Raw genomic sequence first — 13,910 nt, forward strand, 5'->3', positions numbered from 1 at the left:
GATGAAAATTGCCTTCGATGCAAAGAGAGCTTATCATAACAATACCGGGTTAGGAAATTATAGCCGAACGCTGATAAAAGACCTGGCTGGGTTTTACCCGGATAATGAATACTTTTTGTTTAACCCTAAACCATCAAAAGAATACTCGTTAGCTGGTAATAATATACATCAGGTTTTACCACAAGGATTTTTTGCTCGTAAATTTTCATCCTTATGGAGAAGTAAATGGGTGGTAAGTGATTTGTTGGATCTTGGAATTGAACTATATCATGGGTTAAGCCATGAAATTCCGGTAAGCATTAATAAAACCGGCATTAAAACAGTGGTTACCATACACGATCTTATTTTTGAGCATTTCCCGGAACAGCACAACCCATTAGATGTTAAAGTCTACCGAAAAAAATTCACATATGCCTGCCAGCATGCCGATCGTATTGTAGCTATCAGTGAGCAAACCAAAAGGGATATTATTGATTTTTATCAAACAGACCCCGATAAAATAGACGTATGCTATCAAAGTTGCGATAGTAGTTTTAACCCATCAATATCTGAAGACCAGAAACGTTCAATAGCTGCCAGGTTTAGTCTGCCAGAAAAGTTTTTCCTTTCCATTGGATCAATAATAGAAAGAAAGAACCTGCTAAATATCTGTAAGGCGGTTCAGATGTTAGAAAGTAATAATGACGTTAATTTAATTGTTATCGGAAAGGGGAGTGGTAAATATAAAAGCGAGGTTGACAGTTTTATAGAAAAAAACAACCTGACCGGTAAAATCACTTTTCTTGCCGATGTAGACTCTGCAGATTTGCCAGCCATATACAGCCTTTCAGAAGCACTAATTTACCCCTCTTATTTTGAAGGTTTTGGTATTCCCGTTCTGGAAGCTTTAAGTGTAGGTACACCTGTTATTACATCTTCTGTTAGTTGCTTGCCAGAAGCAGGGGGGAATGCTGCATCATATGTTAATCCTGATAGCTATTCGGAAATTGCAGATGCCATGATAAAAATTTTAAAAGGTGGGGCAGATGTGCAGGATATGATTAAAAAGGGGTTTGTTCATGCCGAAAAGTTCAGTAACAGAAATTGTGCAGCACAGATAATGAAAACCTATCAGGCTGTAATGAAAAAGCCTGGTCAAAATTGATCAACCAGGCTCTTTATATAAATTTAAAATGATTTCAGTTTCCTATACAGAAACATTATTTTCTCTTAATGCGTCGTTAAGTGAAGTCTTTTTGTCAGTTGATTCTTTACGTTTGCCAATAATTAAAGCACATGGAACATGGTACTCTCCGGCAGGGAATTTCTTTGCATAAGTTCCCGGTATAACTACAGAGCGTGCAGGTACAATACCTCTATGCTCAACAGGAGTACTTCCGGTAACGTCAATAATTTTTGTTGATGCCGTTAATACAACGTTAGCTCCTAATACAGCTTCCTTCTCAACACGAACACCTTCAACAACTATTGCTCTTGATCCTAAGAAGCAGTTGTCTTCAATAATAACCGGTGCAGCCTGAATAGGCTCTAAAACACCACCAATACCAACCCCACCACTTAAGTGAACATGTTTTCCAATTTGTGCACATGAGCCAACAGTAGCCCAGGTGTCAACCATTGTACCTTCATCAACATAAGCACCAATATTTACATAAGAAGGCATCATAATTACACCTTTAGCCAAATAAGCACCATAACGTGCACTTGCACCAGGCACTACTCTTACTCCAAGCTCTTTATAATTGGTTTTTAGTTTCATTTTATCATGAAACACAAAAGGTCCTGTTTCAGTTACTTTCATCTGTCTGATAGGGAAGTAAAGAATAACAGCTTTTTTGATCCATTCATTTACACCCCATGAATTTAGAATAGGTTCAGCAACGCGCAATTCACCTTTATCTAACTGCATAACTACGGTTTCAATTGCTTCACAATGCTCCGTATATTCTAATAAAGTTCTATCCTCCCAAGCGGCTTCTACTAACTTTTTTAATTCTGCTATCATGTTGTTTGTTTATTTTTTGACAAAATAAACGAATTTTATGTATCGAACATTGTTTTTTGCCATATAATTATTGTTTTTTTATTCCCAATTATAAATTCATGGCGTTTCTTGCGTATTTTTGATTTTTTATGACTGAGAAGGAAAAATTACGGATTGATAAATACTTATGGGCAATAAGATTATTTAAGACCAGAAGTTTAGCTACAGAGGCCTGTAAGGCTGGACGTGTTAAATTTAATGGCCAAAATCTGAAACCATCTGCTATTGTAAAACCCGGCGATGTTTATCAGGTATCAAAAGGGATTGAAAAAAAAGTAATAGAGGTTGTAGAACTGTTGTACAACAGGGTTGAATCTAAAATTGCGGTAACTAAATACAACGACATTACCCCCGTTGAAGAAACTCATGCTTTTAAATCCGTATTTCATGCCCCGGCATTAAAAAGAGACAGAGGATCTGGCAGGCCAACTAAAAAGGACAGGCGCGAAACCGACGAGCTGATAGGGGGGATGTTTGACGATAATGAATAACTACTCTTTATTAATCAGTCGCATCCGATAAGCCTGTGTAGCCGTTTTTCCAAGTTTTTTAATTAACTGGTAATTGGCAACCGCACCAACTGCAGCCCCAATAACCGGAAGTAATTGCGCCAGTTTAGCAATATCAATATAATCGCGATACTCTTGCTGAAAAGTTTTCCAGTCAAAATTTTCTGAACTTTCGGGCAGTACTAATAATTTTTGATCCCAGTTCTGCATCTGAATAAATACCTTGGCGGCCCCCTCCTTACTCGAAAAAGCAAGCTGAAAAATATGAAGAATATATAGACGCTCTCTAAAATCCTTTACATCAAAGCCGTATAAAGCAGCAATTTCGAAAAGCATTTTCATCTTTATGCCAATAAGTATCGGAAAATCGGCCATGCTCATCAAAAAGCCGCCGGCACCAGTTATGCCACCTTCGGCTGCACCCGTTTTGCAGTAACTGTCAATTTTTTCGCGGATCAGCGCCTCCCTATGTATCAAACTCATTCCTGTTGAAGGCATTGCGGAAGTAGTGTAGGTTGACCCGAAAAGGACAGCCTTGGTCATAGCCTTTATTGCTGTAGTAATGGCGTTATGAACCTTGTCAGGAATATAATTGTTAATCTTTTTCTGAATGCCATCAGTAACCTTACTCAGAACAGATGGTTTTTTTAGAATATCTCTTTTCCAAAACTCCAGTTCAATTTCTATCTTTTGCTTGTAATTGTCCATTCTGCCACATTTTGAGCATTATTGTAAGTTAGACACGCCAAAACAGCTACAAGTTACACTAGTATTCTGTTTTTTCTGGTGATTTACTCCAAAGTTTAAACGCCTTCTGTGCTTCATCTCTAAGTAATTGTTTAAAAGGAAGCGTCCTTTCAGCCATAGATTTATGGATTTCGTCGTAAATAAACTTATCACTAAAACCTATATCTGCCGCATCTATTTTAGTATTGGCATAGTAAATTGTATCAATTCTGGCCCAATAAATTGCACTCAGGCACATAGGGCATGGCTCACAACTGGTATAAATTACGCATCCGCTTAAATCAAAAGTTTTTAGTTTTTTGCAGGCCAGCCTTATAGCAGTTACCTCGGCATGCGCAGTAGGGTCATTATTAGTGGTAACCATGTTGGCACTTTTGGCTATAACTTTTCCATTTTTTACTACAACTGCACCAAAGGGGCCACCCAATTTTTCTAAAACATTTTCTTCAGAAAGCTGAATCGCCAGCTTCATGAATTTCTCGTGCTCTTTTAATTTGTCCATGATAATTGTTATGCAAAAAAAATGCCCCGATAATTCGGGGCATCTTAAATTTTAATAAACCTGCATTATTTTGCAGCTGGTTTGTAAGTGTCATTTAAGCCAATAATAACTTCGCTGGTTACATCCAAACTCTCATCAGCAAATAGAATTGCACTGTTTCCTTTAGAATAAGTCAACACCATTTTGTAGCCTTTCTTTTTTGCATAACCTTTCAGGTAATCAGCAACTTTATCGTATAGCTTTTCGTTTTCAGAAGCCTGCTCATTTTGAAGCGCAGCACCTGCATTTTGCTGATAAGCCTGTAATTCCTGTTGTTTACGTGCTAATCTTTCTTCAGTTTTAGCTCTTTGGTCGGCAGGTAAAGTATTTGCTTGTTGTTGGTAAGCAGCAACCTCGCGTTGAAATGCCTGTTGTTTAGCACCCAGATCGGCTTGTGCAGTTTTAGATTTTGCTTCTAATTTTACTTTAATGTCTTTAAAATACTGATATTTTGTTAATAGTGAATCTGAATTCACGTAAACAATTTTCTCGTTATTTGAAACAGTAGTTGGCTCAGATTTCGCAGCTGCGCCGGCCTTTTCTTCTTTGTTCTGACATGATGCCATTAAAGAAACTATGGCTACAGCAGTAGCTATACTGCCTAATGTTGATTTTGTTTTCATTAATATTTAATTTGTTTTTTCCGGGTTATAAACTATCCTCCTGCTCATTTCTGAGCTATAAATTTCAACAAATATAAAATTTCAAATTTAGTATCCTAAAGAACTGTTTTTTTTCGGAGGTTTTTGACCTGTTTTATGTCAAATAGTTATCCACATTTGCGGTTAATTGGCCATAAATGGTTAAATTTGAGTCTAATTGTTTTATTAAAAAATATGAGCGAAGAAAAGGATCCTAATTCAAATTATTCGGCAGATAATATACAGGTTTTAGAAGGTTTAGAAGCGGTGCGGAAGCGCCCTTCGATGTATATAGGCGATACAGGAGTAAAAGGTTTACACCACTTGGTGTATGAGGTTGTAGATAACTCGATTGATGAGGCATTGGCAGGACATGCCGATACCATTTATGTAAATATTCTTAAAGACAACTCGATAAGGGTTGAAGATAACGGACGTGGTATTCCGACAGGAATTAACACAAAAGAGCAAAAATCGGCACTTGAAATTGTAATGACGGTGCTACACGCCGGCGGTAAATTCGATAAAGATACTTATAAAGTATCGGGAGGTTTACATGGTGTGGGGGTAAGTTGCGTAAACGCATTGTCAACTCATTTAAGGGCAGAAGTTCATAGAGAAGGAAAAATATGGGTTCAGGAATACAACATTGGTAAACCGTTGTATGATGTAAAATCTATTGGCGATACCGATAAACGTGGTACAATAGTTACGTTTACTCCTGATGCAACCATTTTTACCCAAACAACTGAGTATCGTTATGATACCCTGGCTTCTAGATTAAGAGAATTATCTTTCCTGAATAAAGGTATCAGTTTAACACTAACAGATGAACGCGAGTTAAATAACGACGGAACTTTCCGTACAGAGCTGTTCCATTCTGAAGGAGGATTAAAAGAGTTTGTTCAATTCCTTGATGGTAACAGACCTTCATTAATTGCTGAGCCAATTTATGTTGAGGGAATTAAAAATGGCATTCCGGTTGAACTTGCTTTGCAATACAACGACAGCTATGCAGAAAACGTTCACTCGTATGTAAACAACATTAATACTCATGAGGGTGGTACACACATTGCCGGTTTTAGAAGAGGTTTAACCAGAACCTTAAAAGCATATGCTGATAAATCAGGATTGCTTAAAGGTGTTAAATTTGAAATTACAGGTGATGACTTTAGAGAAGGCTTAACTGCAGTAATTTCTGTTAAGGTTCAGGAACCTCAGTTTGAAGGTCAAACCAAAACCAAATTAGGTAACTCTGAGGTTATGGGTGCGGTTGATATTGCTGTGGGTGAGGCCCTTGGTATTTACCTGGAAGAATATCCGAGAGAAGCCAAATCAATTGTTAACAAAGTAATTCTTGCGGCTACTGCCCGTGCTGCGGCGCGTAAAGCTCGCGAAATGGTACAACGCAAGAGTGTTATGGGAGGCTCAGGCCTTCCGGGTAAACTTGCCGATTGTTCAGATAGCGATCCGGAAAAATGCGAGCTATACCTGGTGGAGGGAGACTCCGCAGGTGGAACTGCTAAACAAGGCAGAGATCGTAACTTTCAGGCTATTCTTCCGCTAAAAGGTAAGATCCTTAACGTTGAAAAAGCGATGGAACATAAGATCTATGAGAATGATGAGATCAAAAATATGTTTACCGCACTTGGTGTAAGTATTGGTACTCCTGAAGATGACAAAGCATTAAACCTTACTAAACTTCGTTACCATAAAATTGTAATCATGACGGATGCTGATATCGACGGATCTCACATCACTACTTTAATTCTTACATTCTTCTTCAGATATATGAAAGCGCTGATAGAGGCTGGTTATGTATATATTGCAGCTCCACCTTTGTATCAGGTTAAAAAAGGGAAAGAATTTGAATATTGCTGGAACGATCAGCAACGCGATGCTGCCGTACAGCGATTAAAAGGTGCAGGTAAAGAAGAAAGTGTACATATCCAGCGTTATAAAGGTTTGGGTGAGATGAACGCCGAACAATTATGGGATACTACACTAAACCCTGCAACACGTACTTTAATGCAGGCCACTATAGAAAATGCAGCAGAGTGCGATCATACTTTCTCTATGCTTATGGGTGATGATGTTGCTCCTAGAAGAGAGTTTATTGAAAGAAATGCAAAATATGCTAAAATTGATGCTTAGCTTTTAAACATTCATAAATACAAAAAAGGGCTCCTGTTTAAGGGGCTCTTTTTTTATGCAATCAATATTTAGTGCTGATTTGTGGTAAGCTCAGAAAATCTGAAAATTAACTTGTATATAAAATTTATAAAAGGTTTTAGTACGGATCTTAAAAAGACTTAATAGGGAATTTTCCCTTTCTTATCCCTGTTAAGTCCCTATCAACTCCCTATTTGATCCCTATATAAAAAAACAAAAAAATTATTTATATAAATAAAGTTTCATTTTTTTATAGTTTATTACTGCCTGGTATTTCAATAGCAAATCACTGCCTAAAATGCCGATAATAGGAGGGTGGCCCAGGTTTTCGTAGGCCTGATTTACAGTTTCCAGATCAAGGGCTACGGTTTCATAATCTTTTAATACCAAGCTGCCAATTTTTACTGATGGAATAACTGCCTGTAATGTGCTGGAGGTTGAAAATAATGTTGTGGCTTGTGTTTCTTCGCTATGTTCCAGCTCTTTAAGATGTTCTTTAACAAAAGTTTTGTCAAAAACAGATCTTGATGCACCCGTATCAACAACGGCAAATAACTTTTGTCCAAAAACAACAATTTCCACCAGTAGGTGGAAACCGTCGTCTTGTAAGCTTATTAATATTAAGGGTATTGAGATTGGTCTCATTTAATCAAATCTGTATGCCCTTTTTAAACGAGTTTCATATCATGAAGTACATCATTCATACTACGAACAGCATCAGCACTTTTATTAAAAGTGGCTTGTTCCGTATCATTTAATTTAATGTCAAGTATTTTTTCCGCACCGTTTTTACCAAGAATAACCGGAACAACTAATGAAATGTCTTTCTGTCCGTATTCGCCATCTAAAAATACCCCAGACGAGATTAGTTTTTTCTGGTCACGAACAATGCTTTCAACCATTGAGGCTGTACCGGCACCAGGTGCGTACCAGGCCGATGTGCCAATCAGTTTAGTTAAAGTAGCGCCACCAACCATTGTGCTGGCAACAACTTTATCTTGTTGTTCTTTACTTAAAAATTGAGTAACAGGGATGCTATTCCAGGTAGCATGGTTAATTAAAGGGATCATAGTGGTATCGCCATGTCCGCCAATAACCATAGCGTTAAGATCAGCCGGCGAACAGTCTAATTCCTGGCTAAGGTAATATTTAAACCTCGATGAATCTAAGGCACCACCCATTCCTATTACGCGGTTTTTAGGTAAACCTGAGGTTTTTAGCGCCAGGTAATTCATGGTGTCCATTGGGTTCGAAACTACAATGATAATTGTGTTTGGTGAGTGCTTTAAGATATTTTCGGCAACACCTTTTACAATGCCAGCGTTAATGCCAATTAGCTCCTCGCGGGTCATTCCGGGTTTACGGGGTAGGCCCGAGGTTATTACCACAACTTCAGAACCTGCGGTACTGGCATAGTCGTTGGTAACACCGGTAATTTTTGTGTCAAAGCCTAATAAAGCGGCCGTTTGCATCATATCAATTGCCTTGCCTTCTGCAAAACCTTCTTTAATGTCCAGTAAAATCAGCTCTTCAGCTAATTCTTTTCTGGCAATATTATCTGCACAGGTAGCGCCAACGGCACCTGCACCTACAACCGTTATCTTCATAAATATAGTTTTTTACATTAGTTACCTTCTTTTCGAAGTTAGAAAAATACATGAGTTTAAAAAATGGTTTTTAAAACTTTATTCTTTATTACTGGTTTTATGATAAAGAATTTACATTTGCTTATCGATGGAAAAATAGGGGGGCTTATGGAAAATATACCGGTACAAAAAGTTGATATAATGTCGTATGCAGGCAAGTGGTATTCACTATGTTCTATACCTACTATTATGGATAAAGACTGGTATCAAACAACTGAAACTTATGTAATACATCCTGATGGTTATTATGCTGTGTTTACCACCTATAAAATTGTAGGAACTGATGAACAAAGATATACCAGATCAAAACTTTTTGTAACCAGAGGGAGTAATAATGCTATTTTAAAAGCGCAGTATGTATGGCCTTTTAAAGTTTATTACTGGGTTGTTGAACTGGCCGACGATTATTCGTATGCGGTAGTTGGGCATCCTAAGCACAGGCATCTTTCTATTTTGTCGCGTAAGCCTGGCATGGCTGATAGCCTGCTTGCAGAAATTATTGAAAGATGCAAAAAACGCGGTTACGATACGTCAAAGCTTGTGTCTCAGGAACATCACATTCTTCCTTCTGCTGAGACAGCCCTGGCCTGATCTTTAAATTTATAAACCACTTATATCACAGGCAAAAAATACGTATTTTTGGACTTCCATTCTTGATTTCCGAAACGAGTAATTTAATTGCACTATGTATTTGATTTTTGACACCGAAACTACAGGTTTACCGCGCAATTGGAATGCCCCTATTACTGATACAGATAACTGGCCAAGGTGTATCCAAATTGCATGGCAACTTCATGATGAGTTTGGCAATCTTATCGAAAACCAGGATTATCTTGTAAATCCTAATGGATTTAACATCCCTTATGATGCTGAGCGGATACACGGTATATCAACTGAGCTTGCTCAGGAGCAAGGGATTGAGCTACAAGAAGTTTTAGAGAAATTTAATATAGCACTTTCAAAAGCTAAATTTATTGTTGGTCAGAATATAGGTTTCGACGTTAATATTATGGGCTGCGAGTTTCATAGAATGGGGGTTGAAAGCCCCATGGCGCAAATGCCCGTTCTTGATACCTGTACAGAAACAACAGCCGAGCTTTTACGCCTACCCGGTGGTAGGGGGGGCAGGTTTAAGTTGCCTAATTTAACAGAATTACACGAATACCTTTTTGGTGAGCCATTTTCGGAAGCGCATAATGCTACCGCCGATGTTGAGGCAACTACACGCTGTTTTTTTCAGCTATTGAAAGTAGATGCTTTTAAACCGGAACAGTTGCAGGCCGATCAAAATTATTTACGTCTTTTTAAAGAAAAGAACCCGGGAGTAATTAACCGGATTGGTTTAACACATATAAACCTTAAATCAGCTTCTGATGATATCAGAAAAAGATTACAAAAAACTAGTGGTGGGCCTTCTAAACAAGAGCTTGCCGGTAATAAGGAAGAACTTAAAAATGCCTCATTTGCGCATTTGCATAACCATACGCAGTTTTCTGTTCTACAATCTACTATTAATATCCCCGCGCTTATAAAGGCTGCTGCGGCCGAGAAAATGCCTGCTGTGGCAATGACTGATCATGCAAATATGATGGGGGCCTTTCATTTTGTAAGCCAGGTGCTTAATCATAACAAGGCCGCGGAAGCTAAAAACGCTGCTGCTCTGGAAAAGGGAGAAGAGGCATCTGAGGTAATTTTGAAACCGATTGTTGGCTGTGAGTTTTTTGTATGCGAAAACCATGAAGACAAAAAGCGTAAAGATGATGGTTACCAGATTGTATTGCTTGCTAAAAATAAAAACGGCTACCATAATTTGGCAAAAATGTCGTCCATTGCTTATACCAAAGGATTTTACTATGTCCCAAGGATAGACAGGGCTGTTATTGAGCAGTATAAAGAAGATATCATTGTGTTGTCTGGTAATTTGTATGGAGAGATTTCGAGCAAATTGCTGAATATTGGAGAGCGCCAGGCAGAAGAGGCTTTGCTATGGTGGAAAGAGCAATTTGGCGACGATTTTTATATCGAGCTGATGCGCCATAATCAAGATGATGAGAACATTGTAAATGTTTCTCTTGTCTCGCTAGCACGTAAACACAACGTGAAAATGGTTGCTACCAATAACACTTATTACATAGGTAAAAAGGATGCCAATGCGCATGATATTTTGCTTTGTGTAAAGGATGGTGAGAAACAAGCAACACAAATAGGCCGTGGCCGTGGCTTCCGTTATGGTTTGCCTAACCAGGAGTATTATTTTAAATCTTCGGATGAGATGAAGGCACTTTTTGCTGATCTGCCGGAGGCAATTTTAAATATACAATCTATTGTAGATAAAATTGAAATCTACAAACTGGCGCGAGAGGTGCTTTTACCTAAGTTCGATATCCCGGAAGAGTTTTTAGTGGCAGAGGATGAAGAGGATGGTGGAAAACGTGGGGAAAATAAATTCCTGCGCCATCTTACTTACGAAGGGGCTAAAAAACGTTACGGAGAGCTTACGCCTGAAATTACTGAGCGACTTGATTTTGAGTTGCAGACTATTGAAAAAACGGGTTATCCGGGGTATTTTCTTATTGTACAGGATTTTATTGCCGAAGCCAGGAACCTTGATGTTTCAGTAGGGCCTGGCCGTGGTTCAGCTGCGGGGTCGGTTGTTGCATATTGCTTATGGATTACCAATATAGATCCAATTAAATACGATCTGCTTTTTGAGCGTTTCCTGAATCCAGATCGTGTATCCATGCCCGATATTGATATCGACTTTGATGATGAGGGACGCGGCAGGGTAATGGACTATGTAATAAAAAAATACGGTTCAAACCAGGTGGCACAGATCATCACTTATGGTACAATGGCGGCAAAGTCGTCCATAAGAGATACTGCCAGGGTATTGGATTTACCACTTTTTGAAGCTGATAAAATAGCCAAGCTTATTCCTAACATGAAGCTGGCCAAGATATTTAATCTTGATGAAAAAACCTTAAAAGGGGCGTTAAGGGCTGATGAGTATGAGAAGGTTTTAGAATTAAAAGTATTAGCAGAGGCAAAGAATTTAAGTGCTGATACCATATTACAGGCACAGATTCTGGAAGGTTCATTACGTAACACTGGTATCCATGCTTGTGGGGTAATTATTACGCCTGATGATATTACGAATTTTGTTCCGGTATCTACAGCCAAGGATTCTGATTTATATGTTACCCAGTTCGATAACTCTGTTGTAGAAAGTGCGGGCTTGTTAAAAATGGATTTTTTGGGGTTAAAAACACTAACCCTTATTAAGGATACGGTAAAGCTGGTAAAACTTGGTCATGGGATAGATCTGGATCCGGATAATTTTCCAATTGATGATGAAAAGACTTATGAGCTTTTCCAGAGAGGTGAAACTATCGGTATTTTCCAGTACGAGAGTAACGGGATGCAAAAATACATGAAGGAGCTAAAGCCAACGGTTTTTGGTGACTTAATTGCCATGAACGCGCTTTATCGCCCCGGTCCACTAGAGTATATTCCAAGTTTTGTGCGTCGAAAAAATGGGGAAGAGGAGATTCAGTATGATTTGGATGCATGTGAGGAGTATTTAAAGGAAACCTACGGGATTACTGTATATCAGGAACAGGTGATGCTTTTATCGCAAAAGCTTGCAGGCTTTACCAAAGGTGAGGCCGACGTATTGCGTAAAGCAATGGGTAAAAAGCAAAAGGATGTATTGGATAAGATGAAGCCTAAATTTGTAGCCCAGGCTGCAGAGAAAGGACATGATGCTGCTACTCTTGAAAAAATCTGGAAAGACTGGGAGGCATTTGCATCTTATGCCTTCAATAAATCGCACTCTACCTGCTATGCCTGGATTGCTTACCAGACTGCTTATTTAAAGGCACATTATCCGGCCGAATATATGGCGGCCGTGCTATCAAACAACATGAGTGACATAAAACAGGTTGCCTTTTTTATGGAGGAGTGTAAACAGATGGGGGTTCAGGTACTTGGTCCGGATGTTAACGAATCAGACATCAAGTTTTCTGTAAACCCTCATGGCGAAATTCGTTTTGGTTTATCGGGTATTAAGGGTGTTGGCGAAAAGGCTGTTGAAAGTATCATTGAAGAACGTAATGAGAACGGAATGTATGCTGATGTTCAGGATTTTGCTAAAAGATCTAATACACGTACTGTAAATAAAAAAGCATATGAAAGTTTTGTTTATAGTGGGGCATTTGATGGTTTTAGCTACCATAGGGCACAATACTTTTTTGTTGGTTTAAACGAGAAGATGAATGGAATTGAGAAGCTTATTAAATTTGCCAACGATTTTCAGAACAACGAATCCTCATCTCAGTCATCATTATTTGGAGGTTCAGTTGCCGATATGATTTCGGAGCCATCACTTCCGGTTGCTCCGGAATGGGGGTTGATTGATCGTTTAAAATTTGAAAAGGATGCCATTGGGATTTTTCTGAGTGGCCACCCTCTTGATAATTACAAGCTGGAATTAAAAGAGTTTTGCCAACAAAAGGTTAAACACCTTTCGGTAGTTAATAAAATTAGAACGGGCGATACTAATGAAGAGGTACTTGCTGAGTTTGAAGGAATAAAAAACAGAGAATTGGTTGTTGGTGGTTTAGTTGTGGTTGCATCGCAAAGGATGACGAAAACAGGAAAACCTTTTGGAACCATGGTTTTTGAAGATTATGATGATAGTTGTGAGCTTGCTTTGTTTGGAGATGATTTTATTAAATTTAAGCAGTTTCTTACTGATGGTTATTTTCTGCAAATTCGTGGGAGAGTAGGAGAAAGGTTCAGAAAAGAAGGTGATTGGGAGTTTAAGATCACTTCAATTAACCTGCTTTCGGAATTAAGGGATAAGCTGGCCAAGTCTGTTACCATTCAGGTGCCACTTGAGCGTATAGACGATAATTTTATGACTCAGATTAATGCAATATTAGAGGACAATAAGGCAAACACTGACCAGCAAAATTGCCAGCTACTTTTTGAAATTTACGACAGGGAACAGAATGTAAATATAAAAATGCCCTCTAAAACAGTTAAAATTAACCCTAGTAATCATTTTTTAGAACAATTATATAGTTTGGATGTTCACCCTAAGTTGAACTAATGTCATTTTGGCATTACTAAAGTAGATGGCACTACAATTGATTATATATTTGCAACAACAAAAGCCTAATATGGTTATCTTCACAGAGTTTATAACAGAGGCTTTAAACAGTTGATTTTAATAGAAATTAAATAAAAAAAATAAAAATTATGGCTTTGGAAATTACAGATGCAAACTTCGAGGAAGTTGTGTTAAAATCAGATAAACCCGTTTTGGTTGATTTTTGGGCAGAATGGTGTGGTCCATGTCGTATGGTGGGACCATCTGTAGATGAGATCTCAAAAGAGTACGAAGGAAAAGCAATAGTGGGTAAAGTGAATGTAGACAACAACCCTCAAATTTCAACTCAATTCGGAATCCGCAACATTCCTGCATTGTTGTATTTTAAAGACGGACAGGTTGTTGATAAGCAAGTTGGTGCAGTTCCAAAATCTGTATTAGCACAGAAATTAGATAAACAATTGTAGTAATTTAATATACATAAGTTTAAAAAGCGT

12 protein-coding genes are annotated in these 13,910 nt (G+C 38.3%); 6 read left to right on the plus strand and 6 right to left on the minus strand.

The window, feature by feature from the left end; genetic code table 11:
* Position 1 precedes the first annotated feature (1 nt).
* The gene (locus tag CPT03_RS22220) at positions 2-1,144 is read left to right on the plus strand and encodes a glycosyltransferase family 4 protein (RefSeq protein WP_099440864.1); all 1,143 of its coding nucleotides are present in this window, start codon (positions 2-4) and stop codon (positions 1,142-1,144) included.
* Positions 1,145-1,186: 42 nt separating this feature from the next.
* Here CPT03_RS22220 and CPT03_RS22225 read toward each other — a convergent pair whose 3' ends face one another.
* Positions 1,187-2,005: a 2,3,4,5-tetrahydropyridine-2,6-dicarboxylate N-succinyltransferase gene (locus CPT03_RS22225; RefSeq protein WP_099440865.1), complete on the minus strand. Its 819-nt coding sequence runs from the start codon at positions 2,003-2,005 to the stop codon at positions 1,187-1,189.
* Between the two features lie 128 nt (positions 2,006-2,133).
* Here CPT03_RS22225 and CPT03_RS22230 point away from each other — a divergent pair, with 128 nt between their 5' ends.
* Complete coding sequence (locus CPT03_RS22230) at positions 2,134-2,535, plus strand: RNA-binding S4 domain-containing protein (protein ID WP_099440866.1); 402 nt, start codon at positions 2,134-2,136, stop codon at positions 2,533-2,535.
* Here CPT03_RS22230 and CPT03_RS22235 read toward each other — a convergent pair whose 3' ends face one another.
* From CPT03_RS22235 to CPT03_RS22245, 3 genes are all read right to left on the minus strand, one after another.
* Positions 2,536-3,261 carry an EcsC family protein gene (locus CPT03_RS22235; RefSeq protein ID WP_099440867.1) on the minus strand — a complete coding sequence of 242 codons (726 nt, stop codon included), beginning with the start codon at positions 3,259-3,261 and terminating at the stop codon, positions 2,536-2,538.
* A gap of 58 nt (positions 3,262-3,319) precedes the next feature.
* A complete protein-coding gene (locus CPT03_RS22240) occupies positions 3,320-3,802 on the minus strand; it encodes a nucleoside deaminase (RefSeq protein ID WP_099440868.1) in 483 nt (160 codons plus the stop codon).
* Positions 3,803-3,867: 65 nt separating this feature from the next.
* On the minus strand, positions 3,868-4,464 hold the full coding sequence (locus tag CPT03_RS22245) for an OmpH family outer membrane protein (RefSeq protein ID WP_099440869.1): 597 nt from the start codon (positions 4,462-4,464) through the stop codon (positions 3,868-3,870).
* A gap of 213 nt (positions 4,465-4,677) precedes the next feature.
* Here CPT03_RS22245 and gyrB point away from each other — a divergent pair, with 213 nt between their 5' ends.
* Positions 4,678-6,636, plus strand: a complete 1,959-nt coding sequence (gene gyrB, locus CPT03_RS22250; protein ID WP_099441222.1) for a DNA topoisomerase (ATP-hydrolyzing) subunit B — start codon at positions 4,678-4,680, stop codon at positions 6,634-6,636.
* 240 nt (positions 6,637-6,876) lie between these two features.
* On the opposite strand, the gene CPT03_RS22255 is transcribed toward gyrB, so the two are convergent.
* Both CPT03_RS22255 and mdh read right to left on the minus strand, forming a co-directional pair.
* Positions 6,877-7,299 (minus strand): retropepsin-like aspartic protease, encoded by a 423-nt coding sequence (locus CPT03_RS22255; RefSeq protein ID WP_099440870.1) that lies wholly within the window; start codon positions 7,297-7,299, stop codon positions 6,877-6,879.
* A gap of 23 nt (positions 7,300-7,322) precedes the next feature.
* Positions 7,323-8,261: a malate dehydrogenase gene (gene mdh / locus CPT03_RS22260; RefSeq protein ID WP_099440871.1), complete on the minus strand. Its 939-nt coding sequence runs from the start codon at positions 8,259-8,261 to the stop codon at positions 7,323-7,325.
* A 99-nt stretch (positions 8,262-8,360) separates the two neighbouring features.
* Between mdh and CPT03_RS22265 the strand changes: the two genes are divergently transcribed.
* From CPT03_RS22265 to trxA, 3 genes are all read left to right on the plus strand, one after another.
* Positions 8,361-8,891, plus strand: coding sequence for a lipocalin family protein (locus tag CPT03_RS22265; protein WP_245869917.1), 531 nt, complete (start codon positions 8,361-8,363; stop codon positions 8,889-8,891).
* Between the two features lie 94 nt (positions 8,892-8,985).
* Positions 8,986-13,413, plus strand: a complete 4,428-nt coding sequence (gene dnaE / locus CPT03_RS22270; RefSeq protein WP_099440872.1) for a DNA polymerase III subunit alpha — start codon at positions 8,986-8,988, stop codon at positions 13,411-13,413.
* A 149-nt stretch (positions 13,414-13,562) separates the two neighbouring features.
* The gene (gene trxA / locus CPT03_RS22275; RefSeq protein WP_099440873.1) at positions 13,563-13,880 is read left to right on the plus strand and encodes a thioredoxin; all 318 of its coding nucleotides are present in this window, start codon (positions 13,563-13,565) and stop codon (positions 13,878-13,880) included.
* The last annotated feature ends 30 nt before the right edge of the window (positions 13,881-13,910 follow it).

Source organism: Pedobacter ginsengisoli (assembly GCF_002736205.1).
GTDB lineage: Bacteria > Bacteroidota > Bacteroidia > Sphingobacteriales > Sphingobacteriaceae > Pedobacter > Pedobacter ginsengisoli_A.

Coding starts and splice junctions, on each gene's coding strand:
- dnaE (WP_099440872.1), top strand. CDS start 8,986: ATGTATTTGATTTTTGACACCGAAACTACAGGTTTACCGCGCAATTGG.
- CPT03_RS22245 (WP_099440869.1), bottom strand. CDS start 4,464: ATGAAAACAAAATCAACATTAGGCAGTATAGCTACTGCTGTAGCCATA.
- CPT03_RS22240 (WP_099440868.1), bottom strand. CDS start 3,802: ATGGACAAATTAAAAGAGCACGAGAAATTCATGAAGCTGGCGATTCAG.
- CPT03_RS22255 (WP_099440870.1), bottom strand. CDS start 7,299: ATGAGACCAATCTCAATACCCTTAATATTAATAAGCTTACAAGACGAC.
- mdh (WP_099440871.1), bottom strand. CDS start 8,261: ATGAAGATAACGGTTGTAGGTGCAGGTGCCGTTGGCGCTACCTGTGCA.
- CPT03_RS22265 (WP_245869917.1), top strand. CDS start 8,361: ATGATAAAGAATTTACATTTGCTTATCGATGGAAAAATAGGGGGGCTT.
- CPT03_RS22225 (WP_099440865.1), bottom strand. CDS start 2,005: ATGATAGCAGAATTAAAAAAGTTAGTAGAAGCCGCTTGGGAGGATAGA.
- CPT03_RS22235 (WP_099440867.1), bottom strand. CDS start 3,261: ATGGACAATTACAAGCAAAAGATAGAAATTGAACTGGAGTTTTGGAAA.
- trxA (WP_099440873.1), top strand. CDS start 13,563: ATGGCTTTGGAAATTACAGATGCAAACTTCGAGGAAGTTGTGTTAAAA.
- CPT03_RS22230 (WP_099440866.1), top strand. CDS start 2,134: ATGACTGAGAAGGAAAAATTACGGATTGATAAATACTTATGGGCAATA.
- CPT03_RS22220 (WP_099440864.1), top strand. CDS start 2: ATGAAAATTGCCTTCGATGCAAAGAGAGCTTATCATAACAATACCGGG.
- gyrB (WP_099441222.1), top strand. CDS start 4,678: ATGAGCGAAGAAAAGGATCCTAATTCAAATTATTCGGCAGATAATATA.